The following is a 22,576-nucleotide window of genomic DNA, read 5'->3' as shown; positions in this document are numbered from 1 at the left end:
TGTGTCCTCCTATGTGTTCGGCGTCAATGACTTCGGGTCCACCATAGCCGCCGAATCTTGGGAGTTGAGCCGATCCATGCGCCGAAGGATCAAACCTTCACGCAACGCCCAGGGAACGGAACGCATCGTCGTTATGCCGTAGAGGTCCATCGCGGTTTCTGCCACGATTCCTCCGGCGAGAATCTGTGCAGCCCGCTTGGAGGACACACCGGGCAGATCCGCACGTTCGTCGGGCGTCATGGCTTCCATACGACGGGTCCACAAGCGAAGATCTTCCAGGTGGAATTCGCGTTTGACGTAAGGCCCCGCCGCGTACGGGGCTGCCCCGCAGATGCGCGCCAAAGAGCGAAAAGTTTTTGACGTTCCGACGACCATGTTGGGCGTGCCGGCCCGCTTCACCGTCTCGACGGCGGGTTCGAGCGTCGATTTCACATGCTTCCGCAGCGCCTTAACTTCCTTGGGCTTGGCAAGCTCGTGATGGATGAACTGTCGGGTCAACCTCCCAGCCCCCAGCGGCGTCGAGACAGCAACGTCCGGCAAAGCATCGTTGCCTAGTGCCATCTCGAAGGAGCCTCCGCCGATGTCGAGGTCCAGGATGGTGCCTGCTCCCCAACCTTGCCATCGCCGCACCGCGAAATACGTGATCGCGGCTTCTTGGTCACCCGAGATCTCGGTGAGATTGACTCCGGTGGTCGACCTGACATGCTCCAAGACCTCGGCGCCGTTTCCGGCCTCGCGGATCGCCGACGTGGCGAACGCCAAGAGGTCTTCGGCGTCGTGGTCGGCCGCGAAATCCCTCGCTTCGGCCACGAAGTCGGTCAGAGCGGTGCGGCCCTCGAGCGTGATGTCGCCCTCCGCATCCAAGTACTGAACCAACTGAAGAGGCATCTTGTGGGATGCATAGGGCTCCGGCCGCGATCCCGGATGGACATCCAGAAGGAGCAGGTGGACGGTGTTTGAACCGACGTCGAGGACCGAAAGACGCACCTTAGCCCTCCTTGGTCTTCCGGGTGGAGGCCGCGGGCTTCTTCGCGGCGGAGGTTGTCGACTTTTTCGCCGTCGTCTTACGGGTACCGGTCGCCTTCTTTGCCGGGGCCTTAGACGCGCTGGTCTTCTTGGCCTGGGTCTTCTTCGCCGTGGTCTTCTTGGCCGGGGCTTTCCGTTTTGCCGGCCCCTTCGCACGCTTATCGGCAAGGAGCTCGACGGCGCGGGTGAAGGTCATGGATTCCAACGTCTCGGAGCGAGGCACCGTGACGTTGGTTTCCCCGTCCGTGATGTAGGGCCCAAACCGGCCGTCCTTAATCACAATCGGTTTGTCGTTGCTGGGATCCTTGCCCAGCTCCGCCAGCGGGGGCTTGGCAGCAGCCCGACCACGCTGTTTCGGCTGGGCGTAAATCTCCAGTGCTTCCTCTTGCGTGATGGAGAAGATCTGGCTCTCCGAGGTCAGCGAGCGCGAATCCGTCCCCTTCTTCAGGTACGGGCCGTAACGACCATTCTGAGCGGTGATTTCCACGCCCTCGGCATCTTGACCCACGACTCGGGGAAGAGACAGGAGCTGCAAGGCCTCGTCGAGGGTGACCTCCTGCAACGACATGGACTTGAACAAGGACGCCGTGCGCGGCTTTTCCTTTTTCGGCTTTTTCGGCGGCTTCGGCTTGCCGTTCTTGTAATACTCGACCGGCTGGTTGGCGAGCTCTTCCTCGGTAATCTCTGGGACGACTTCCGTCACGTAGGGTCCGAAACGGCCGTCCTTAGCCAGGATGGTCCGACCGTTCTCAGGATTCTGGCCGAGTTCACGGCCATCCGCTTTACCTCGTTCGATCAACTCAGCGGCCTTTTCAGCGGTGAGTTCGTCAGGTGCGAGGTCGTCAGGCACATTGGCACGGATGGGATCTTTAATTTCCCCCGTCTCCTCGTCAACTCCGCCACCGGTTTCCAAGTACGGCCCATATCGTCCGACCCTGAGCGTTACGCCATCGGCAATATCGATCGAATTCACCGCACGGGCATCGATCTCCCCGAGGTTTTCCACGATCGGCTTGAGGCCGCTCCTGGCATCGTTACCGAAATAGAACCCGGTGAGCCAGTCGACGCGTTGGGTCTCGCCCCGGGCAATGCGGTCGAGATCGTCTTCCATCGTCGCGGTGAACTCGTAGTCCACGTACTTGGAGAAGTGCTCCTCCAACAAACGGACCACGGAGAACGCTGTCCAGGACGGCACGAGCGAACCCGACCGGTTGTTGACGTAGCCACGGTCCATGATCGTCGAAATGACCGCCGCATAGGTCGAAGGACGCCCGATGCCCAACTCGTCCATGGCCTTAACCAGGGAAGCCTCCGTGTAGCGAGGGGGCGGCGAGGTCTCGTGACCATTGGCCTCGATATCCCGACCGGTAAGGCTGTCCCCTTCCTTGAGCTGCGGAAGCCGCTTGTCCGATCCGCCGGTCTTGGAGTCCTCAGCGTCACGTCCGGCGTCTTTGCCTTCCTCATACGCAGCCAGGAAGCCGCGGAACGTGATCACGGTGCCGGAGGCGGAGAATTCCGCGGAACGACCGTCCTGGGTTTGGGCTTCAAGCTTGAGCGAAGCGGTCTGGCCCTTTGCATCGGCCATTTGCGAGGCGACCGTGCGCTTCCAAATGAGTTCATACAGTCTGAACTCATCTTGCGACAGCTTCTTCGCTACGGCCGTGGGCGTCCGGAAGGAGTCACCAGCAGGGCGGATGGCTTCGTGAGCCTCTTGTGCATTCTTCGACTTGGATGCGTAAAGACGCGGCGATGAAGGAACGTATTCCTTCCCGTACAGCTCTGTGGCTTGGTGGCGGGCCGCGTTGATGGCCTGATCGGAGAGGGCGACCGAGTCGGTTCGCATATAGGTGATGTAACCGTTTTCGTACAGTCGCTGGGCCACCTGCATCGTCGAACGTGACGAGAACCGGAGCTTTCGAGCAGCTTCCTGCTGAAGCGTCGACGTCGTGAACGGTGCGGCCGGCCGGCGCGTATACGGCTTGGTTTCGACCGAGGAGACCGAGAATTCGGATCCTTCAAGGCCTGTGACCAAGCCACGGGCCGTTTCCTCGTCCAGGTGCGCGACCTTGGACTGAGCGGAGGCCTTCAACTCTCCGGAATCCGTAAAGTCCTTGCCCGATGCAACACGCATTCCGTCGAGTGCGGACAACTTTGCCCCAAAGCTCTCGGAGGCCGCAGTTTCGAAGGTTCCCGAGAGGTCCCAGTATTGGGCCGAACGGAACTTCATCCGTTCCCTCTCGCGCTCGACGACGAGGCGCGTTGCCACCGACTGCACTCGGCCGGCGGAAAGTCCCTGAGAGACCTTTCGCCACAGCACCGGCGAGATTTCGTAACCATAGATGCGGTCCAGAACACGGCGCGTTTCCTGCGCATCAACCAACGAGTCGTCGATGGACCGGACGTTCTCGAAGCCGCGTTCCACGGCTTCCTTGGTGATTTCGGGGAAAGTCACGCGGTGAACTGGCACCTTAGGCTTGAGCACCTCGAGCAGGTGCCACGCGATGGCTTCGCCCTCGCGATCGGCATCGGTTGCGAGATACAAGGCGTCACAGTCTTTGAGGAGCCGTTTGAGCTCGGTGACCTTTTTCTTTTTATCCGGGTTCACGACGTAGTAGGGCTCGAAGCCGTCGTCGATATCCACCGCGAACTTGCCGACCGGGGTCTTCTTCAATTCCGCCGGCAGCTCGGAGGGCTGCGGAAGATCGCGAATGTGCCCCATGGAGGACTCGACGATGTACGCATCTCCCAGGTAACCGCCGATGGTTTTGACCTTGGAGGGAGACTCCACAATGAGGAGACTCTTACCCGTCGTCTTGCCCTTGGCCTGTGTTGGCACGTCGCTCCTTGAGTCCGATCCGGTGAATACGCCCCCACAATAGCCGAGGAAACTACCGGTAGGTCACGTATCCACAGGCACGGTGAGGTACACCTCCCCTGAAATAGGGAGTGGTTCCACCCCACGCTACTCGACCAGACGCGCGTTAGAGGCGGTTGTTAGGCCTCCGGCTCACATACCAAGAATCCCAGGTCAATGAGCGAGCGGACATGATCCATGAGTTTGGCTTTGTCGTCGTCACCGTCCCAGTCCAGCAGGGCACCGAGAGCGTCGAGGATCTGTCCAACCGTCAGTTCGCCGTCGCAGGCAGAAACGAATCCCGCGGCCTCTGTCGACAGCAATTCAGTTCGTCGCAGGCCCGCGCCTTCCCTCAGGAGAATCACTCCCGGGTGTTCGGCGCCCGGACGCTGGTGTCGTTCTTCGGTCACGTCCTCGGCCACGGTGAGGTGCACAGCGCGCAAGGCGTCGTCGTCGAGACCCGCGACGAGGTCATGGGCCGCAATCGCGGCGGTCATGAAGGGGGCAATCGGTTGTTGAATGGGGTGTTCTATCGATTCGAATCGGAGGAAAGGTTGCCCTTCATCTCGCCGGCGTAGCCAGATCATGCCGAATCCGACGGCAGCCACACCGCGACCGTGAAAGTCTCGGATGTAGTCCAGATACGCCGCGTCGAAAGCCTCCGGATCGCGATTCTGGCTGGCATCACGGAGCCACGTTTCGGCGTAAGCCTCAGGCGTGGTCTCTTCCCGCTGAATGAACCAGCCGTCACAATTGGCGGCCAACCAATCTCTTGGTCGCCTGTCCCACGGAGCCTGACCGTCCTCGCCGTCCTTCATCACGGGAATTTCCCAGTTGCCCAGCATGTGCGCTCTGCCGCACGGAGACAAGACGCCGGGAATATCACGAACCAATCGAGCCACGAGTTCGTCACCGGGCAATCCACCGTCGCGGTAGGTATAACGAGATTCCGAGGTCTCATCGGGATGACGCGGGGTGATGACGAAGGGGGGATTGGAAACCACGAGATCGAAACGTTCGGAGGCCACCGGCTCCAGCATGTTCCCTTGACGCAGAGACACACGTTCCTCGAGGCGTTCCGGGTTTATGCCCAAGGCCGATGAATTCAGCAAGAGGTTGAAACGCGTCATCGCGAGCGCCCTGGTGGAAATGTCCGTCGCGGTCACGTGATCGGAGTGCGCCAAGAGATGGAAGACCTGGATGCCACAACCAGTTCCAAGATCAAGTGCCCTCCGAACTGGAGTGCGTTCGGTGAACTGAGCCAGGGTAAGTGACGCTTGCCCAATGCCTAGGACGTAGTCGGTCGGTAATGCCCCGGCAGTTTGATGCGCGCCCAGGTCGGAGACGACCCAGAGATCGGTTCCGTCGTCGGCCGAATGCGGCCTGAGGTCAAAAGCCGAGCGTACCGTGCCGTCGTCTGACCCGGGATGGGCAGGTTCCAGCAATCGGAGCCTATGGAAAATGGAAAATGCTCCCTCACCTAGGGTCGCATCGAGCGACTCCTCGGTGGCTACACCTCCGAGCATCAGGAACTCCACCACGCCGGCCAGCCTGCGCTGCCCCGGTTTGGCACCGGCTCGTCCCCTCAGAATCTCGGTGATCCGATGCCGGGCAGGTACCACCTGCTCGCGGATCATGGCGTCAAAAGGGCCCTGCCCTAAGAGATCAAGAATGGCATCGTACGAGTAATCGACTGCGGCAAGGGCCTCGGCCAAGGCTTCGACGGCCTGGAAGTCGTCGCTGTAGGGGGCGTTCGGGACGCGGGAGAAATCAGGTGTGGAAGTCACCGGATCATTCTATCGACGCGACCAATCGTCGGTTCGAGAAACCTAGGCTGCTGGTGCGGTGGCCGGAACTTTGGCGCATCCTGCGGGGCACATGGCATTTTCGGTGGCGCAATCGGGGCACAAAAGAATTAACTCTCGACAAGCCTGGTTGGCACAATTGACGAATCGATTTGACGGTGCCTGGCATTGTTCGCATTCCCCGATCGTGACGGCGTCGGGAGTAAATTCCATGTGCATCCGCTGATCGAAGACGTAGAGGGAACCTTCCCACAGGCCCGCATCGCCGAAGGCTTCGCCGTATCGGACAATGCCACCGTCGATTTGATAGACCTCCTCAAATCCTCGGTTTTTCATGAGCGCCGAGAGGATTTCGCACCGAATCCCACCCGTGCAGTAGGTGATGATTTTCTTGCCCTTGAGCTCGTCGTACTTGCCCGATTCGAGCTCCGACACGAAGTCGTGCGTGGTGCGGGTGTCGGGAACGACGGCGCCCTTAAACCGACCGATGCGAGCCTCGAAGGCATTGCGTCCGTCGAAGAAGACGACGTCATCTCCTTCGCGCTCTACCAGTTCGTTGACTTCCTGCGGGCTCAAGTGAATACCGCCACCGACGACGCCGTCCTGATCCACCGTGAGTTCATCGGCAGCGCCGAAAGCCACAATTTCGTCCCTGGCTTTGACCGAGAGCCGCGGGAAGTCCTCAGCCCCGCCGTCGGACCATTTGACCTCTAGCCCCCGAAATCCCGAGTACTGCCGTGTGGTGCGGACATACTGTTTGACCGCGTTGATTTCGCCTCCGACGGTTCCGTTGATGCCGTGTTTCGAGACGAGGATGCGTCCACGCAATCCGAGCTTTTCACAGAGGGAACGCTGCCAGAGCACCACGGACTCGGGGTCGGCGATGGGCGTGAAATGGTAATACAGGGCGATTCGGGAGAGTGACACGGTGGATATTTTAGGCGACGCCGCCGATTTCCGGCATGACCGCTGCCTCATTCTGGCTCTCGATTATTCCCCCAGTCGAAAACGTCGCCCGGTAATTCGCGTGGGCGTGATTTCTACGTATTCGAGCTTTTCGGTGTGCAACCACGGGGTGATTCCCAAGTCCTCTATTCGAGCAATCTCGGAAGAATCGGTCAGGAGTTTGGCCGTGCCTCGGACGACGACGCTCTGCGCGATTCCCCCTTCCACCCGGTCAGTTTCCACGGCTACGGAGGGGTTCAGCAGCATCGAGGTCAACTTGTGCCCAGCGGCGGTCTTGAAGTAAATCCGCCGGTCCGAAACCGCGATATTCAACGGCGTGATGTCAATGTCGTGGTCATCCGCCGTCGCGAGGCGGGCAAATCGAGCGTGGTTCAGGAATTCCCAACACTCGTCGTCGTTCAGTGGGAGAACCCGAGGTCCGGCGTCCTCTGCACCCGAATTTTCGGAAATATTCATGGGATGGTTCATGGCCCTATTGTGTCACGTTTCACGGATTCATCCGCCCCTCGGCGGTGACAGCGCTGGGGTGTCACAATGGGTTCGTGCCTCAGCCAGCTCACCTACTCCACGCCCTGAATCGGGGCGATGACCCGCCCGAGATCGTGCACACCCAGCTCCTGCCGGAACGCGAAGCCGTCACCCATGAGTGGCCGCAGTGGTTGCATCCCTCGGTGGTGAACGCCTTCGTGTCACTGGGGGTTCCGGAACCGTACCGCCATCAAGCGGACGCGGCCACGGCGGCACACTCCGCGAGCGAGGCCTCCACCCGCTACGCTTTCGACCGTCGGGCTTTGGGCCACTCCGTGTCCACGGAGGTCGGCGACCACGTCATCATCTCTACGGGCACGGCATCAGGAAAGTCTTTGGCGTATCAGTTGCCGGCCTTGGACGCGATCGTCCGAGGAAGCCACGATCCCGGAGAGGGACTTCGCTCTCAGGAAGCTACGGCACTCTATCTCTCCCCCACCAAGGCATTGGCCGGTGACCAATTGGCCGCGTTGAAGGCCTTGGGAATCCCAGAACTCCGGGCCGATACCTACGACGGCGATACCGAATTTGGCGAACGTTCTTGGATTCGAGACCACTCGAATTTCGTCTTATGTAACCCGGACATGCTCCACGCCGGCGTTCTTCCTCATCACGAACGGTGGGGCCGCTTCTTGCGACGATTGCGCTACGTGATCGTGGACGAAGCACACGGCTATCGAGGCGTGTTCGGTGCCCACGTGTCGATGGTTCTTCGGCGCCTGCGCCGCATCTGCGCATTGCATGGTGCGGCCCCTACCTTCATTGGCGCTTCCGCGACGTCAGCGGCCCCCGCCGAATCCTTTTCCAGGCTCTTGGGGGTGGACCAGACGAGGGTCCAGGCATTCGAGCGCGACGATTCACCCCACGGAGCCGTCACGGTGCTCTTATGGGAGCCACTCTTAGAAGATGCGGCCGCCCAGGATGGACTGGCCGCCCAAGTGCCTTCCCGGGAAGGAACCCCCATTCCCGGCTCGGGGTTCAACGGCGCGGGCGCGGGGCACGGTGAAAACGGCGCCCCACGTCGTCGATCTGCATTAGCGGAGTCTGCCGAAATGCTGACAGATCTCGTGGCCGAACGCATTAGGACCATTGCCTTCATCAAGTCCCGTCGAGGCGCCGAAACCTTGGCCCGGATCGCACAGGATTACTTGCAGGATATCGACCCCTCTGTGGCCCACCGCGTGTGCGCATACCGGTCCGGGTACCTCCCCGAGGAGCGACGCGAACTCGAACGGCAAGTCCGATCGGGTGAAATGCTCGGTGTCGCATCAACGCCTGCGCTCGAACTGGGGATCGACGTCGCCGGTCTCGACGCCGTGATCATCGCCGGTTGGCCCGGGACACGCGCATCCTTCTTTCAACAGATCGGACGAGCAGGACGTGCGGGACAGGAATCTCTCGCTGTCTTTGTGGCCAGCGACGATCCCTTGGACACCTATCTGGTTCATCATTCACGGGACATTTTCGACGTCACCGTCGAGGCGACCGTCTTCGATCCTCATAATCCTTATGTCTTGGCTCCGCATCTATGTTCCGCAGCGGCCGAGAAGCCCTTACGTCCCGAAGAGCTGAGCCTCTTTGGGCGGACGGCTGAAACGGTTTTGGAGTCACTGGTCCAGGCCGGCCATTTGAGGAGGCGTCCCACGGGTTGGTTTTGGACGCACCCGGAGCAAGCGGCGGAGATGGTGGATATTCGCGGCGACGGCGGCCACCGTCTGCACATCATCGAAGCTGAGACGGGCGGCATCATCGGCACGATGGAATCCGGGCAATCTCATTACCAAGCGCATCCCGGTGCCATCTACGTTCATCAAGGCAAAACGTGGCACGTCGAAGACCTCAATGAACAGGATCGAACGGTTCTCGTAAGCCGAGCACATCCCAATTTCTACACTCAGGCTCGAGACATCACCGAAGTGAGCATCCTCGAGGTCGAGGACACCCGAGATTGGGGTCCCGTGACGCTTCACCGGGGGCTGGTCAGGGTGAGGACGCAAGTGGTGTCCTTCCAACGCAAGGCCGTGGCAACCAACGACTTGATCGATGAGGAGCCTCTAGACCTCGAATCCCAGGAACTCATCACCCGTGCCGTGTGGTGGACGATTCCCACGACGGTGCTCTCGAGTTCCGGCGTGACGGAACCCGAGATTCCCGGTTCCCTTCACGCAGCCGAGCACGCTTCCATCGGACTGCTGCCGCTCGTAGCGACATGCGACCGGTGGGACATTGGCGGGCTCTCGACGGCCCTTCACGTCGACACCGAGATGCCCACCATCTTCGTCTACGACGGCTTCCCCGGTGGGGCCGGATTCGCCGAACACGGATTCGAGGTCGCAGGAACCTGGCTTCAAGCGACCCTTGACGCCATTCAGTCCTGCGAGTGTGAGACGGGATGCCCCTCTTGTGTCCAGTCCCCGAAGTGCGGCAATAAGAACAACCCTCTGAGCAAGTCAGGCGCGATATCCCTCCTCCAAGGCTTACTCAAGACCGCAGACGAGGATCGGTCCTAACCCGACAACTCAAGCGCACAATGCGAGATCGGCACTGTGGGCTGGTCCGTCGTCCCCAGCTGGCGGGCCGGCTCGCGCCACGCCGGCCACGGGTCCGAGCCGTCGCAACCAGCTGGGTAGATCTACATGCGTCCGAACGTCGATCACATCCGCTCGCCCTTGAGGCGAGCAACATTGCACTAGTCGGGCACCATTCTCCTCCACCACCTTTCTCCCCACGTCGCACGGAGCTCCGGAAAGGAGCCCTCGTGCTGCATCGGCCGCAGCCAACGCCGCTAGATCCGCCGCGGTGCGCGCACGGTGATGGGCGGCCGCCACCTGTCCGACGACGGCCACTCCTACCGCCAAACCGATGATCAACGCCACCACGGCCACGGCCAAGACCGTCCCGGAACCACGATCTGGCGGATCGTTTCGTCGAGATGATCCGCTCTGTGCGCGCTGTGACTGCATCATCCGCCTGCCTCCTCCGGTAAAAGCGCATGAGCGCGAGCGGAGACCTCCAGCCCACCCCACGTTCCAAGAACGCCCGGAGCCGGAGCCACCACGGAGATTTCTGCCCCGGCAGCGCTCTTGGAAATACCGACTTCGGCTTCCCGCCCGACGATTTTTCGCGCCGCACTTGTGGCTGTCTCCCAGCTGTCACCACGAGCCACCGAGCGAGCCGCAGTCCGTGCCGCCTCCTGGGCAGTCACGGTCCGCGCCCCGTAAACACCCACGGAAAGCACGAGTGCAATGAGGGCAACCACACTCGGTAGCAGGACGGCAAACTCTGCGGTGACGGACCCCCGATCTGCCTCACCGGTTGGCCTATTGTCTTGAAGCGAACTATCGCCCGTCATAGTTCTGGATTCGGCCACTTCGTGAGGTCCCATCACTTCCGGCCGCCTCTGACAATTCATCCCGTTGACAATGCGGTTCGAATAATGCCCATGAGGAGCTCTTTGACCTCTCCGCTTTTCAAGATCGCGACCAAGAGGCCTGCGAAGCCAACGGCGGCGAGCATCACGACGCCGTATTCGGCCGTCGACGCACCCAATTCCGGGTGATCCGGCGAGATCTCCCCGTGGGTTGTACCGTTGCTTTCCTCTAGGCCTGTATTCGTTGAGGCTTTAGTACTTGCACCGTCTTTTCCACGGTCAATGAATGACGGGTCGTTTCTTTGAATCATGATTTTCCTTTCTGACGAGGTTCGACTTTGAGGTCGAATAGGTGAGAATTTTGAGGACAAATTATCGGATACCGGGGATGAGACCGAGCAGAACTGGTAGCACGCCCCAGCACACCAACGCGGGTAGGGAACATAGGCCCAAAGGAAGGACCAGCCTTACGCCCAAAAGCGTTGCGAGTCGCTCCGCTTCGTAGACTTCCCGTCGTCTGAGGTGCTCGACTCGCGCTCTGAGAAGCCCTGAAGCGGGACTATCGGTTTGTGCCGAGAAATCCAGGGCTTGTTGAAAGGCTGCAAGGCGGTCGGTGTGTCCATCGATGCTCCACCGCCCAGCAACGCCGCTCACCCCTAAACGGCTCCCTTTTCGGGGGTCTCCCGTGTGTTGACGAACGTTGGCCCATGCGTGATCCCAGGCAAGACCTAGGTCAAGCCTCGAGGCCACCGGCTCGAGTGTGGAGTTACCTTCAGCGCGAATGACTTCCACCACGGCTTGTCGTAGCGGCAATCCTGCGTCTAAAGCCGCAGCGACTAGCTCTAGTCGCAACCTCGTCGACAGCTCGGGTGACGCATCCTCCTTGACCGTCCGAACTTCGCCCATGGGACGTTTCACCGTTAAGGTCACCACAATGAGACCGACCAACCACATGGCCCAGATCATGGCCAATTCACCGCGCTCCGTGTTGTAGCTGGAGCGCGGAGCATCCACAAAGCATGCCGCGGACCGGTTTGCGAGGCTCCGGTGGCGACAAGAACCATGCGGCGGCTCCACATGATGCCCAGCACGGTCAACGCTCCCCCACAGAGGAAACACACTCGTCCCCAACCGGTGCCAAACAGTACCGTCCAGGGATCGGCACCGAATACGGCGCCTAGCCCTAAACCGACGATCGGCAGTGACGCCAAGATCCTGGAGGTGGCTCGCGGGCCGGAGATAGCAGAGGCTCGAGCATCCGCGGCATTGATGTCATCTTCCAGGCTTTCGGCCATGCGGGCGAGTACATCCCCGAGCCGCGCTCCCGTCCGCTGAGCTAGGGACATGGTGACGGATAGCGCTGCAACCATGTCCTTCGACCTGTGGTATCTCGCTTCGAAGGTGCTCAATGCCGTGCGTGGGTCTAGACCTGCCCCGGTAGCCCGGCTCATGTGCCCCACGAATCGTGCGATCTCCTCGGTATCTCGTGACGCACTTCGCGAACCGTTCGCTCGTTCTGCTTCGGTCGCGCGATTCAGAACGCACCACACACCGTGGGGAGTTTCTCCCGACTGCAAGAGGGCGCTGAGTCGGCGAATCATTTCGGGCCACGCCCCGGCATCTGTCCGTAAACGCCGCCCCACCCAGCCATGCATCGGCGATAAAAATACTGACGTGCACCTCGAGTCCTCGCCCCGCATGAGGTTTCTCGTGTAAGAGCTCAGGTTTCCAGTCCACGATGCCCAGCACAGCACACCTGCTCCCAGCAGAATGACCCAAAGGATCATGGCTGAACCACCACTCGGTCTTGCGGAGGGTCGGGAACGACGACGGACGGTCCTTTCCCTTGGGCGTTCGATTTTTCGGGCAGGCCAAAGATCTTACTGAGCTGACTCCACCATCGCGTCGTGGTGATGTGGCCGAGCACGTCGATGTCAACCGCCGGGCGCACCATCAAACCACCGGTCGGGGCCTCGAGTAGTCCGATCTGTCGGAGGCGGCGCCCCTCCGGACCCCGCTCTAGATGGATCACGACCCGGATCGAGGCAGCCGCCTGCTGCGTCACCGCGTCCGGGCTCATGCCGGCCAATGCCCCAAGAGCCATGAGTCGCGCCGGCACAGCCTCCATGGAGTTGGCGTGGATCGTGGCTCCGCCACCTTCATGCCCCGTGTTCATGGCTACCAGGAGGTCGGCCACTTCTGGCCCTCGGCATTCGCCCACCACGATTCGGTCCGGTCCCATACGAAGCGCCTCTCGGATCAGATCGGTCAACGTGACGGCTCCCGAACCTTCGGCATTCGCAGAACGCGAGCGCAACGACACCACGTGAGGATGACGAGGCGCCAGCTCGGAGGTGTCTTCGAGGAGTAAGAGCCGTTCTGTCAAGGGACACAATTCGAGCATCGCGTTGAGAAGCGTGGTCTTTCCGCTCCCGGTGGCACCGCTGATCAGGAACGAGGCTTTGGACGCCACGATGTGCCTCAGGATCGTCTCGACGAAGGACGGGAACATGCCCTGATCAGCAAGCAGGTAGAGCGGAGGACGTTCTTCGGGCTGAATCCGGATGGACAGATGAGTGGTCGCCGCCGTAACTGGCGGGATGGCCGCGTGCAGTCGGTAGCCCATGGATGTTTGGGCACTCGCGCAAGGGTGACTTGCATCGAGCCGTCTCCCCTCGGCCGAGAGAATCCTAACGGCGAGGTTACGGACCTCTTCATCTGCGGAGAATCGGATGGAGGACCGTTCCAATCCACGAGGCCCGTCGGTCCACACTTCATCCGGGGCGTTGACGTATATATCAGTCAGGTCGGGGACCCACAATAAGGGTTCGAGGACTCCGAGACCTTGATATTGGGCCCGCTCCGACTCCCAGGACGCGAGTTTGGCGCCGGCGTGTTGAGTCATGACGACTCCCTGGAAAAGCGGCTTCCTCCTGGGGCAGCGATGCCCGTCAACCGTGGAGCGCCCGTAGACATACGACGTCCTGACGATAGTGGTTCCGCCACGGCGCTCCGGATGGCATCCACAAGGTCCGCTATAGGCCGCCTCAAGGGCCGCCGATAAGCCAATTCGAGGACCTGACCGGCCTCATATGCCTCGGCCGCCGAGGAAAGATGCGGGATGACCGCTGCCAGCGATTCGACACCCATAAATTGGGCCGCTTCTCGACCGGAGACATCACACCAGCGGGGACCGCTCGCCACCACCAGCACCGGTATTCTCTGCCGCCACCGACAAATCAGAACTTGGGCATTCGCCATGCCACGCAGTGTGAAAGGGGTGACGACGACGAGGCAGGAGCATTCTGTCATCACCAGATCCTCGTCGCGTGATGCAGGCAAACCGCTACCGGTTCCACAATCGATCACCAGCGGCGCTTGCGAAGCCAAGCTGTTCACTACCCTGTAGCGATTCCAGTCCTGCTGTTCGGAATGCGATGTCGTCTCGAGGCCCTCGGCCAGGACAGGTATTCCGTGAGGGCTGGGCAATGACGCGAGAATGCGCGCGCCGTCCGGCACGGAAGGAAGACGCTGAAGTTCGCCCCATCTCACACCGCTAACGGGGTCGGCCGACATGCAAGCGTCGAGGGCGACGCTTCCCGGCGCGGCGTCAATCACGATGGGGGCCAGTCCGTCGTCCTTCATCCTGAGGGCCGTCCATATCGCTATGGAGGTGGTCCCGACGCCGCCGCAAGCCCCCACAAAGCCGATACGAGCGAAGGACGTCGCGTGGGAGGTTGCCGCGGAGATCCTGTCCGCCAGCCACGTTCTTCCCTGTGGCAACAGGACCACGTCAGGGGTCCCCCAATCACCCGGAATGTCCTTCATCACGGACCACGGGTCCACGCCGCCAGGAACTCCCGCGATCACACATTGTCGGGGACGTGGCATTTTCCGAGAAGCCCTTTCTACAAAACGCGCCAGTGAGGAAGCCGCTCCGGCCTCGATCACCACGACATCACTACCGCACCACCGCGGTTCTTGCCCGGCCGGAATATGGCGAAATGGTCGGTCCGTGGCCTGAGCCGCGTCTTCGACGGCTCGGAGAAAACTCCGGCGTTCCCCGAAAGCGACGACGGTCCATCCGCTTTCTCCGGGGCTTGTCTGAAGGGCTTCTCGGCGAGAGATCTCGGCCAAGAAAGACTCCGGTCCGGACAACGATGAGGGTGAGGAATTGGTGTGCGCGACGGATTTCATGTCGGCAGAATGCTTCAATCACGCCCGAGTTCGCCTGCGGGCCATCGTGTAATTCCACATCTTGGGGACGGATCCCTAGATTGGATCCTCATTCGCCGGCTGTGGATGGCTGGTTGTCGCCAACTTCGAAATACAGGTCGTAATGCAGCGCGCATCGTTCATTGAATTCGGACCGGCAATTGGGGCATCGGGAACTCGCCATGTAGGTGGCTATGGTGAGTTCGCACTTGCAAACACCGCAGAGAATTGCGGTCTCATCGCGTTGATGGAGCGACCATTGCCGCGCGGGATGGTCCGAGACTTCTTCATGACATCGGTAGCACGGGAAATACCTGCCGCAGCACACAAACTTAAGGGCGACGATGTCTTTCGAGGTTCGATAGTGGACGCAACGTGTTTGATCGTCGACGACAGGGCCGTAGACGTGGGGTCCGCGGTCTGAATCGCTGAGGGCATCGAAGTTATCCACAGGCGTCATCGTATCGAGTGATCAAACGGCAATAATGGAGCCATGCTCATCGTGATCGGTCCCGATTCGCCGGACCACCCTTCGGACCCGGAAACCGCCACGTGGTCCGCCGTGTCCTTCAGCCAAGGACGCGAGGGAAATCGCAAGAGTTTTCCGTTCCATCGACTCGCCGCATTCGTCGCCTCGGTGGTCGAGCATGCACCGGAGCCTCATCGGATCCGCTGGGTTTGGTCCTCAGCCCACGCCGCTTACCCGCGCATCTTGAAGGATGGCGCCACGATTGCCCGCTGCTGGGATCTGTCCCTCTGCCAGGCCATACTTGCCGACGCCGCCACCCTGCCCAGTAATGAGCTGACCTATACTCCCACCATTAAGCTCACAAATTCCCAGGATTCCGCACCCCCAGGGTCTCTGCCTCCGCCTCGAATAAATCCAGATCAGACCTCTCTCTTCGAGGTGCCGGCAAGCTCGTCGGCTCCACCTAGGCCCACCGTGGACGACCTAGTTACCGAGTGGAAAGCCCAACAAGCAAGTCTTGACTCTTCGCCGAATCGGCGGCGTCTTCAATTGCTCCTTGCGGCCGAGTCTCAAGGTGGGCTCATCGCCGCGGAGATGCACCACGAGGGGTTACCGTGGGACACCAACCGGCACCGAGAAATCCTCGTCGAGCGACTCGGCTCCGAGCCCCAAGAAGGGCATCGGCCCCCACTGATGCAGGATTTGGCCGAATCCATCTCGGCAACCCTGGGCGCAGAGAACCTCAATCCAGATTCACCGCAAGATTTGCTCCGTGCGCTGAGGGCAGCTGGAGTCGGAGTCTCCTCGACGCGCAAATGGAGCCTCCTGGAATGGGCCGACCACGGGGGCCAACTCAGCCAAGCCCGGAGGGAATTGATCGTACCGATTCTCGAATATAAGCAGCTCTATCGTCTGTGGACCGCCAATGGTTGGCATTGGCTACGCGAATGGGTTTCCGACGGTCGGTTTCACCCCGCCTATGTTGTGGGCGGGGTCGTCACCGGCCGTTGGGCCGCGCACGGCGGAGGGGCAATGCAAATCCCTCAAATCGTCCGAGACGCCGTGCGTGCCGACACTGGTTACCGCCTGACCGTGGCCGATGCGTCGCAAGTCGAGCCACGAATTTTGGCGGCCATGTCGGGCGACCAAGCCCTTGCCGTCGCGGGACGCGGAAAAGATCTCTACCGGGGCATCGCAGAATTGGGGCAGCAAACCGGATCCGCGCTCAAAGACCGACCCGCCGCCAAAATTGCCCTCCTCGGAGCCATGTATGGTGCAACATCCGGCGAAGCTGGGGCCTTGGCGCCCCATCTGAAACGCTTGTTCCCCGAAGCCATCAGCTTGGTCGAACGCGCTGCTGCTACCGGCCAACGCGGCGGCCAAGTCACCACGTGGCTAGGGAGAACCTCACCGGCCCCAGACGAATCGTGGCTCACTTCGGTTCGTGATGTGAGCACGTCCGCAGCGGAGTCACGATCCCACTCCATGTCCCGCTCTCAGGGGCGGTTTACCCGCAATTTCGTGGTCCAGGGAACCGCCGCCGAATGGGCGCTCTGCTGGATGGGCGAGATTCGACGTCGTCTTCGCCGCGATGGCGTGGAAGGCACCCCCTTGAAGACTTCACTGGTCTTTTTCGTCCACGATGAGGTCGTGCTCCACGGCCCCGAGTCGGAAGCCGCCGACGTTGCCCGCATCGTCAACGAATCCGCCGCGGCTGCCGGACGACTCCTCTTCGGCGACGCTCCCGTTGATTTCCCGCTCACGATCGCGACCGTCGAATCCTATGCTGACGCCAAATGACGACGCCGGCACACCTTCGAGGTGCTAGCAGCGGCAAGGCATCAGATTGGCGCGGGTTTCCGACGTTTCCTATCCCAGGGTTCGTCCCAGCCCAATTCGTGAAACACCCGGTCCAGCACGACCCCTGTAAAACCCCAAATGGTCACCGTTCCGTCCACCGAGGGCACCTCAAAAGCGGGCGATTTATAGGTGGAGCGGCCACGCGTCACGGTTGCGTAGTACCGGTGCTGCGGATTCGTCAGATCACGAACGGGCACCCTGAAGACCTGCGCAGACTCGGCCGTATCGACCACGTCAACCTCCGAGGGTGAAGTCCACCACCCAAGTACCGGAGTCACCATAAAGTTGCTGACAGGAAGGGGCACAGGCGCTAGTGTCCCCAGGACGGTCACTCCGGAGCGATCCAAACCGGTTTCTTCCACAGCCTCTCGGAGCGCCGCCTCCACCATGGGGTTTTCCGCTTCATGATCCACGGGATCGACCTTCCCACCGGGGAATGCCGGTTGTCCCGCGTGTTGTCGCAGCGTATCGGCCCGGACCACGATCAACACGTCGAGGTCTTCACCGACCTGCTGAGCGCCGCTATCACGGGATCGTGCGGGAACGTCGTCGAGCACCCCAAATAGAATTAGGACGGCCGCATCCCTGACGGAATCTGGGTCGATGCCACCGATCCGCCATGGTTCTCGGTCGTCCATGACGACGTCGGCTCCCCGTGCTGCTAAAGCGTGCAAGTCCGCTAGTGCCGCCTCATTTTTCTTCTCAGGCGCCAAGGCTGTACCCCTCCTGACGAAGTTCCCGGCGGGTCGCGCCTTCCAAAAACCTGCGGTGCAGCTCTTCCCGTCCAGGGGCAAATTCGTAGCGGAGTAATCGTGCCGCGGCCTCTTCATCGGTGACGCCGGCACCGTAGGAGGGGCAGAGATCGGCGATCGGGCAGACGCCGCAGGCCGGCGTTTTGGCATGACAGATGCGGCGGCCGTGGTAGATCAATCGGTGGGACAGCTGGGTCCAGTCGGAACGCTCGAAGAGGCCCTCGATGTCACGTTCCACTTTGACGGGATCTTCCTGGCGTGTAAATCCAAGCCGTCGGGAGAGTCGGCCGAAGTGCGTGTCGACCGTCAGCCCCGGTTGGCCAAACGCATTGCCCAGAACGACAAACGCCGTCTTGCGCCCCACACCGGCCAGGCTCGTGAGCTCCGTGAGGTTTTCAGGCACTTTTCCGTCGAATTCGTCCACGAGCTGAGTAGACAGCCTGATAATTGACCGCGTCTTGGCCCGATAGAACCCGAGGGAGCGAACGATCTCTTCGACGACATCCGGGGAAGCCGCCGACAAATCCTCGGCGGTCGGATAGGCCCCGAAAAGTTTCGGAGTCACGGAATTGACCTTGAAGTCTGTGGTCTGGGCCGAAAGAACCGTGGCGACGAGCAGTTCAAACGGGTTATCAAAATCGAGTTCCGCGACCGCGTACGGATATGTTTCACCCAAAATTCGGTTGATCTTGCGTGCGCGCCTCACCAGTCCACGGTGGGTCTCCTCGGCTCCGGCACGACGACGCTTCGCGGCCCCGGCCCGAGCTTTGGCCTCCGGAACCTGACGAATCTCAAGGCTAGGGCGCTGGCTGTGGTCTTCGACGGTCATACCGCCCCACACTACTCACAGGACATGGCACGGACGATGTGGTCACGGTGTGTGAGCGGGTGACTCGGTGTTCCCTCCGTGCGAAACCTCTTGTCTCAGTGATTCGGATCACGAGATGTCTATTACAGTGGAGGCCAGACGTCCACGCGGATGAAAAAGGCCGCCGTCCATCACACGAAAGGAAGAACCGTGAGCGAGAATTCCCAGACTTTCCCTCCGTCCAAAGACTTCGCGGCTCAGGCCAACGCCACCGCCGATCTTTACGAGCAGGCAGAGAACCAAGGTACGGACTTTTGGGCGACTCAAGCCAAGAAGTTTCTCACCTGGGACAAGGAATTCACCCAGACCCTTGATTGGAGCAATCCGCCCTTCGCCAAGTGGTTCGAGGACGGTGAGCTGAACGCCGCGTATAACGCCGTCGATCGCCACGTCGAATCTGGTCACGGTGACCGCGTCGCTATCCACTTCGAGGGAGAGCCCGGAGACTCCCGCACCTATACCTATCGGGACCTCAAGGATGAGGTCTCCCGAGCGGCTAACGCTTTCTCCGAATTGGGAGTCGGCAAAGGCGATCGCGTCGCCGTCTACCTCCCGATGATTCCCGAGGCCGTCATCACCATGTTGGCCTGCGCGCGTCTTGGAGCGATTCACTCGGTCATTTTCGGCGGATTCTCTGCCGATGCCATCCGTTCGCGCATCGAGGATGGCGAGGCCAAGCTCGTCGTCACGGCCGACGGTTCGTACCGGCGCGGGCAGCCCACCACGCTCAAGCCCGCCGTGGATAACGCTCTCGCGAAGGGCGGAGACACGGTCGAGCACGTCGTCGTGGTCAAGCGCAATGGCGAAGATGTGGATTGGACCGAGGGACGCGACATCTGGTGGCACGACTCGGTGGAGTCGGCCTCGACCGAGCACACCCCGGTCCCGCACAACGCCGAAGATCCGCTCTTCATCCTGTACACCTCCGGCACTACGGGAAAGCCGAAAGGCATTTTGCACACGACGGGTGGGTACCTGACGCACGCCGCCTACACCCACTACAACGTCTTCGACATCAAGCCCGAGACGGACGTCTTCTGGTGCACCGCGGACATCGGCTGGGTCACCGGCCACACATACGTGGCGTACGGTCCGCTCTTGAACGGAGCCACACAGGTTATCTATGAGGGCACCCCCAATCACCCGCACCAAGGCCGCTTCTGGGAGATCGTCGATAAGTACGGCGTGACCATCATGTACTCCTCCCCAACCGCCATTCGCACCATGATGAAGTGGGGCGAGGAAATTCCCAACCAGTATTCGCTCGAGTCCTTGCGGTTGCTGGGCACCGTGGGCGAAGCGATTAACCCTGAAGCCTGGCAGTGGTTCTATCGGGTGATCGGCAAGGAGAAATGCCCGATCGTCGATACTTGGTGGCAGACCGAGACGGGCGGCATCATGATCTCCCAGCTTCCGGGGATCACCTCGGCCAAGCCGGGGTCGGCTCAGCGTCCGTTGCCCGGTATCGGCGTTGACGTCGTGGACGACCTGGGCGAAAAGCTCGGCAATGGGGAATCCGGCCTGTTGGTTCTGACGAAACCGTGGCCTTCGATGCTGCGCACGATTTGGGGCGACGATCAGCGGTTCGTGGACACCTATTGGTCCCGTTTCAACGAGACGACGTACTTCGCCGGCGACGGCGCTAAACGCGACGACGACGGCGACATCTGGGTTCTCGGGCGCGTGGACGACGTCATGAACGTTTCCGGGCATCGCCTGTCGACGCCGGAGATTGAGTCCGCCCTGGTTTCGCACCATTCCGTGGCGGAAGCCGCCGTCGTTGGTGCATCCGATGAGACGACCGGCCAGGCTGTGATCGCGTTCGTGATTCTCTCGGATGAGGCTACGGCCGAGCATCGCGATCCGACGGAGCTCGCCGCGGAGATCCGTAACCATGTGGGCGAGGAGATCTCGCCGATTGCCAAGCCTAAGAAGGTCCTGATCGTTCCCGAGCTGCCGAAGACCCGCTCAGGAAAGATCATGCGTCGGTTGCTCAAGGACGTCGCGGAAGACCGCCCGGTCGGCGACGTCTCGACCCTCGCGGATCAGACCGTGATGGATCAGATCACGGAGTCGCTCGGCAAATAGCCGGCCGATCCGCAGATGACGGGCGCCCCGGAGTTTTCGGGGGCGCCCGTCGCTTTACCCGCACGAAGCGTGCCAGAATGTGGCCATGACTAAACCGATCTTCGTTCTCAACGGCCCCAATCTGAATATGCTCGGTCGACGCAAACCGGAGATCTACGGAACGACGACTCTCGCCGACATCGAAGCGACGGTCCGCGAGCACGCAGGCGCATTGGGCCGAGGGATCGAGTTCATGCAGTCCAATCACGAGGGCGTTCTCATCGATGAAATTCAGCGTGCCCGGGACGAAGCCAGCGCGATCATCATTAACCCCGCTGCATTCACTCACACGTCCATTGCGATTCACGATGCTTTAGAAGCGGCCGAATTGCCGGTGATCGAGGTTCACCTCTCGAATGTGCATCGGCGCGAAGAATTTCGCCACCGGTCTTATGTCTCTTTGCAAGCCGAAACGGTCATTGCCGGGGCCGGAGCCTATGGGTACATCATGGCCCTCGATTACCTCGCGCAACGCTAACCGACGGTGCACTGCCCCGTTCCTACGGGATTCGTGAGCGACGTGGCTGCGTCGAGTGTTGAGTGCAGTTCCGTCATGGACAACGCATAGCCGGTCTCACCTTGGGTGGCCTTGGCAAAGATCACTCCGATCACCTGACCTTGCTCATTGAGCAATGGTCCACCGGAATTGCCTTCTTGCACGTTGGCCGCCAATTGATACATTTCCCGCGGCTCGTTCGTGGTGCCATTTTGCGTTTTTGTCGTCGTATATTGCAGGCCCTGAATGGAAGCGGGGCGGGACATAAAGGGGCCGCCGAGGTCGTACCCCATGATGGTCGCCTTTTCTCCGGCCGTTCCGTTCTGTCCCAAGTCCAGCGGCTGGGCCTCAAGATCCGGTGCGTACAGAACTGCGAGGTCCTTCTCCGGGTTATAGGCAACAACCGTGGCCTGTATCGTCTGTCCGTTCCGACTCTGAATCACGGGATGCACGACTCCGGCCACGACGTGCGCGTTCGTCACCACGTGGTCGCCAGAGGCGACAAAGCCAGATCCGGACTGATTTTGGGAGCAGGCATCGGCCGATCCGTTGATCTTGACGACCGAGGCCGACGCCGTTTTCAGCCCGTCGCTCTGTGGCCCGGTTTCGGTGGGCGCAGCTTGTTCGGGGAAGATCTGCTGCTCCAGCCGCGGGATACCGGATTGTTGCAGCACCGCCGCCCTCGCCTGAGCAATCCCACGCTGCACCGGTTGCGGTGTCAGACGTTGCAACGTCGAAATGATGGTGGAATCACCGACCGTGGTCGAGATCGATGGCACGCCGAATTGAGAGGCTGAAAAGCTGAGGGCGACGATGACGAACGCACACGTGACGAGGTTCAAGATGGCCCCGCCGATGCGGTCGAGAGGCCCCAGGCCGGTCCGTTCGGTCAATCGGCGCAAAGGCCGCCCAAACGCAATGCCGAGCGCCTGGCCGATACAAATCAGCACGAGGATGCTCGCGACGGCGACGGCGATCTTCCAGCCGCCACTCACCCTCTCGACCAGGAACGGCGTCACGTAGAAGGCCGCGACGGCGCCGGCGGCGAATCCCACAACCGCCCCGAGAGTCATAAAGAATCCGCGGGCCAACCCGCCCAGGAAGTATCCCAGGAGGACCAGAAGGAGAATCCAGTCGAGAACTGTGAAGTCAATCATGTCGAAGCACCAATCATCGCGAACGCATCGCAGTAAAGCCGTGGTCGGTGGAGACCTCGACGTTACCCTTCCCACCTGGCAAG

19 protein-coding genes are annotated in these 22,576 nt (G+C 61.0%); 4 read left to right on the top strand and 15 right to left on the bottom strand.

The annotated features are described in order from the left end of the window. Positions 1-9 precede the first annotated feature (9 nt). The 5 genes from B9Y51_RS06430 to B9Y51_RS06410 form a co-directional block, all read right to left on the bottom strand. Positions 10-987: a Ppx/GppA phosphatase family protein gene (locus tag B9Y51_RS06430; RefSeq protein WP_085529190.1), complete on the bottom strand. Its 978-nt coding sequence runs from the start codon at positions 985-987 to the stop codon at positions 10-12. Position 988: 1 nt separating this feature from the next. Then, a complete protein-coding gene (gene topA / locus B9Y51_RS06425; RefSeq protein ID WP_085529189.1) occupies positions 989-3,862 on the bottom strand; it encodes a type I DNA topoisomerase in 2,874 nt (957 codons plus the stop codon). 158 nt (positions 3,863-4,020) lie between these two features. Then, positions 4,021-5,667, bottom strand: a complete 1,647-nt coding sequence (locus B9Y51_RS06420; RefSeq protein ID WP_085529188.1) for a methyltransferase — start codon at positions 5,665-5,667, stop codon at positions 4,021-4,023. Between the two features lie 42 nt (positions 5,668-5,709). Next, a complete protein-coding gene (gene trhO, locus B9Y51_RS06415; RefSeq protein WP_085529187.1) occupies positions 5,710-6,612 on the bottom strand; it encodes an oxygen-dependent tRNA uridine(34) hydroxylase TrhO in 903 nt (300 codons plus the stop codon). A 63-nt stretch (positions 6,613-6,675) separates the two neighbouring features. Then, on the bottom strand, positions 6,676-7,119 hold the full coding sequence (locus B9Y51_RS06410) for a pyridoxamine 5'-phosphate oxidase family protein (RefSeq protein ID WP_238650902.1): 444 nt from the start codon (positions 7,117-7,119) through the stop codon (positions 6,676-6,678). A 74-nt stretch (positions 7,120-7,193) separates the two neighbouring features. On the opposite strand from B9Y51_RS06410, the gene B9Y51_RS06405 reads away from it, so the two are divergent. Beyond that, positions 7,194-9,689, top strand: coding sequence for a Zn-binding domain-containing protein (locus B9Y51_RS06405; RefSeq protein WP_085529186.1), 2,496 nt, complete (start codon positions 7,194-7,196; stop codon positions 9,687-9,689). A 9-nt stretch (positions 9,690-9,698) separates the two neighbouring features. Here the strand turns inward: B9Y51_RS06405 and B9Y51_RS06400 are convergent, their stop codons facing one another. The 7 genes from B9Y51_RS06400 to B9Y51_RS06365 all read right to left on the bottom strand — a co-directional run bounded on the left by B9Y51_RS06400 (position 9,699) and on the right by B9Y51_RS06365 (position 15,224). After that, a complete protein-coding gene (locus tag B9Y51_RS06400) occupies positions 9,699-10,145 on the bottom strand; it encodes an Rv3654c family TadE-like protein (RefSeq protein ID WP_085529185.1) in 447 nt (148 codons plus the stop codon). Further along, entirely contained in the window at positions 10,142-10,531 is a 390-nt protein-coding gene (locus tag B9Y51_RS06395) for a TadE family protein (protein WP_158088262.1), read from the bottom strand. The genes B9Y51_RS06400 and B9Y51_RS06395 overlap by 4 nt, the downstream gene beginning before the upstream one ends. Before the next feature lie 56 nt (positions 10,532-10,587). Further along, complete coding sequence (locus B9Y51_RS06390; RefSeq protein ID WP_085529183.1) at positions 10,588-10,860, bottom strand: DUF4244 domain-containing protein; 273 nt, start codon at positions 10,858-10,860, stop codon at positions 10,588-10,590. 651 nt (positions 10,861-11,511) lie between these two features. Further along, positions 11,512-12,150: a type II secretion system F family protein gene (locus B9Y51_RS11155; RefSeq protein ID WP_281252084.1), complete on the bottom strand. Its 639-nt coding sequence runs from the start codon at positions 12,148-12,150 to the stop codon at positions 11,512-11,514. A gap of 182 nt (positions 12,151-12,332) precedes the next feature. Then, the gene (locus tag B9Y51_RS06375; protein WP_085529180.1) at positions 12,333-13,454 is read right to left on the bottom strand and encodes a TadA family conjugal transfer-associated ATPase; all 1,122 of its coding nucleotides are present in this window, start codon (positions 13,452-13,454) and stop codon (positions 12,333-12,335) included. Beyond that, positions 13,451-14,746 carry a CpaE-like family protein gene (locus B9Y51_RS06370; RefSeq protein WP_085529179.1) on the bottom strand — a complete coding sequence of 432 codons (1,296 nt, stop codon included), beginning with the start codon at positions 14,744-14,746 and terminating at the stop codon, positions 13,451-13,453. The genes B9Y51_RS06375 and B9Y51_RS06370 overlap by 4 nt, the downstream gene beginning before the upstream one ends. A gap of 88 nt (positions 14,747-14,834) precedes the next feature. Beyond that, positions 14,835-15,224 carry a CHY zinc finger protein gene (locus B9Y51_RS06365; RefSeq protein ID WP_085529178.1) on the bottom strand — a complete coding sequence of 130 codons (390 nt, stop codon included), beginning with the start codon at positions 15,222-15,224 and terminating at the stop codon, positions 14,835-14,837. Between the two features lie 33 nt (positions 15,225-15,257). Between B9Y51_RS06365 and B9Y51_RS06360 the strand changes: the two genes are divergently transcribed. Continuing rightward, entirely contained in the window at positions 15,258-17,033 is a 1,776-nt protein-coding gene (locus B9Y51_RS06360; RefSeq protein WP_085529177.1) for a bifunctional 3'-5' exonuclease/DNA polymerase, read from the top strand. Between the two features lie 41 nt (positions 17,034-17,074). On the opposite strand, the gene B9Y51_RS06355 is transcribed toward B9Y51_RS06360, so the two are convergent. Continuing rightward, complete coding sequence (locus tag B9Y51_RS06355) at positions 17,075-17,731, bottom strand: NUDIX hydrolase (RefSeq protein ID WP_082156930.1); 657 nt, start codon at positions 17,729-17,731, stop codon at positions 17,075-17,077. Between the two features lie 64 nt (positions 17,732-17,795). Continuing rightward, positions 17,796-18,674, bottom strand: coding sequence for an endonuclease III (nth, locus tag B9Y51_RS06350; RefSeq protein WP_085529176.1), 879 nt, complete (start codon positions 18,672-18,674; stop codon positions 17,796-17,798). Between the two features lie 150 nt (positions 18,675-18,824). On the opposite strand from nth, the gene acs reads away from it, so the two are divergent. Together acs and aroQ are read left to right on the top strand one after the other, a co-directional pair. Then, the gene (gene acs / locus B9Y51_RS06345; RefSeq protein WP_048683682.1) at positions 18,825-20,801 is read left to right on the top strand and encodes an acetate--CoA ligase; all 1,977 of its coding nucleotides are present in this window, start codon (positions 18,825-18,827) and stop codon (positions 20,799-20,801) included. An 85-nt stretch (positions 20,802-20,886) separates the two neighbouring features. Further along, positions 20,887-21,318, top strand: coding sequence for a type II 3-dehydroquinate dehydratase (gene aroQ / locus B9Y51_RS06340; protein ID WP_085529698.1), 432 nt, complete (start codon positions 20,887-20,889; stop codon positions 21,316-21,318). Here the strand turns inward: aroQ and B9Y51_RS06335 are convergent. Next, on the bottom strand, positions 21,315-22,493 hold the full coding sequence (locus B9Y51_RS06335) for a MarP family serine protease (RefSeq protein WP_048683685.1): 1,179 nt from the start codon (positions 22,491-22,493) through the stop codon (positions 21,315-21,317). The genes aroQ and B9Y51_RS06335 overlap by 4 nt on opposite strands. Positions 22,494-22,576 lie beyond the last annotated feature (83 nt).

This window comes from Kocuria massiliensis, assembly GCF_900169715.1.
Taxonomy (GTDB): domain Bacteria; phylum Actinomycetota; class Actinomycetes; order Actinomycetales; family Micrococcaceae; genus Rothia; species Rothia massiliensis.
The sequence above is the reverse complement of the archived record's forward strand: the minus strand, read 5'-3'. Positions and strand labels throughout refer to the sequence as shown.

Excerpts from the sequence above, each read along its gene's own strand:
- B9Y51_RS06410 (WP_238650902.1), bottom strand. The coding sequence starts at position 7,119 with ATGAACCATCCCATGAATATTTCCGAAAATTCGGGTGCAGAGGACGCC.
- B9Y51_RS06400 (WP_085529185.1), bottom strand. The coding sequence starts at position 10,145 with ATGATGCAGTCACAGCGCGCACAGAGCGGATCATCTCGACGAAACGAT.
- B9Y51_RS06395 (WP_158088262.1), bottom strand. The coding sequence starts at position 10,531 with ATGACGGGCGATAGTTCGCTTCAAGACAATAGGCCAACCGGTGAGGCA.
- B9Y51_RS06390 (WP_085529183.1), bottom strand. The coding sequence starts at position 10,860 with ATGATTCAAAGAAACGACCCGTCATTCATTGACCGTGGAAAAGACGGT.
- B9Y51_RS11155 (WP_281252084.1), bottom strand. The coding sequence starts at position 12,150 with ATGATTCGCCGACTCAGCGCCCTCTTGCAGTCGGGAGAAACTCCCCAC.
- B9Y51_RS06375 (WP_085529180.1), bottom strand. The coding sequence starts at position 13,454 with ATGACTCAACACGCCGGCGCCAAACTCGCGTCCTGGGAGTCGGAGCGG.
- B9Y51_RS06370 (WP_085529179.1), bottom strand. The coding sequence starts at position 14,746 with ATGAAATCCGTCGCGCACACCAATTCCTCACCCTCATCGTTGTCCGGA.
- B9Y51_RS06365 (WP_085529178.1), bottom strand. The coding sequence starts at position 15,224 with ATGACGCCTGTGGATAACTTCGATGCCCTCAGCGATTCAGACCGCGGA.
- B9Y51_RS06360 (WP_085529177.1), top strand. The coding sequence starts at position 15,258 with ATGCTCATCGTGATCGGTCCCGATTCGCCGGACCACCCTTCGGACCCG.
- B9Y51_RS06355 (WP_082156930.1), bottom strand. The coding sequence starts at position 17,731 with ATGGACGACCGAGAACCATGGCGGATCGGTGGCATCGACCCAGATTCC.
- nth (WP_085529176.1), bottom strand. The coding sequence starts at position 18,674 with ATGACCGTCGAAGACCACAGCCAGCGCCCTAGCCTTGAGATTCGTCAG.
- acs (WP_048683682.1), top strand. The coding sequence starts at position 18,825 with ATGAAAAAGGCCGCCGTCCATCACACGAAAGGAAGAACCGTGAGCGAG.
- aroQ (WP_085529698.1), top strand. The coding sequence starts at position 20,887 with ATGACTAAACCGATCTTCGTTCTCAACGGCCCCAATCTGAATATGCTC.
- B9Y51_RS06335 (WP_048683685.1), bottom strand. The coding sequence starts at position 22,493 with ATGATTGACTTCACAGTTCTCGACTGGATTCTCCTTCTGGTCCTCCTG.